Source organism: Clostridium tarantellae, from assembly GCF_009295725.1.
Taxonomy (GTDB): domain Bacteria; phylum Bacillota; class Clostridia; order Clostridiales; family Clostridiaceae; genus Sarcina; species Sarcina tarantellae.
On record NZ_WHJC01000686.1, the window covers coordinates 1 to 394 of the forward strand.

1 protein-coding gene is annotated in these 394 nt (G+C 26.6%); it reads right to left on the reverse strand.

Features of this window, described 5'->3' with window-relative positions; all coding sequences use genetic code 11:
* The coding region (locus GBZ86_RS16840) for a transposase (protein ID WP_152892549.1) at positions 1-394 on the reverse strand (394 nt) is incomplete at both ends.

A 394-nucleotide genomic window follows, 5' to 3' on the forward strand; every position in this document is an offset into this window, starting at 1 on the left:
CTAGTACTACTCATTGAATCTAAAGCAAATCCATTTTTACTTTCTTTAATGAAATTTTCCATAGTTCCTCTGTTAGAATAAAACATTATCAGTTGCTCTGGTGGTAATGTCATATTAGTAACTACAAAAGTATAATTACTTAACATCTGCCCTTCGGGCTTTTCGATTTTAACAATAACAGTACGCTCTTTATCCCAAGAATTAGCTTTATATTTTATTTTTCCATAAACAACTTTATAATCATAAAAATTATCTTTACATTCTAATTCCATTTTTTTAGTTAAATCTTCTGATTTGGCATAAAGAGACGAATTAGCTTTTAATCTTATAGCATAAAAAGCTTTATTTTCTTCTATTAATTTAAATAATTCTGGATTTGCAAAACCACTATCAG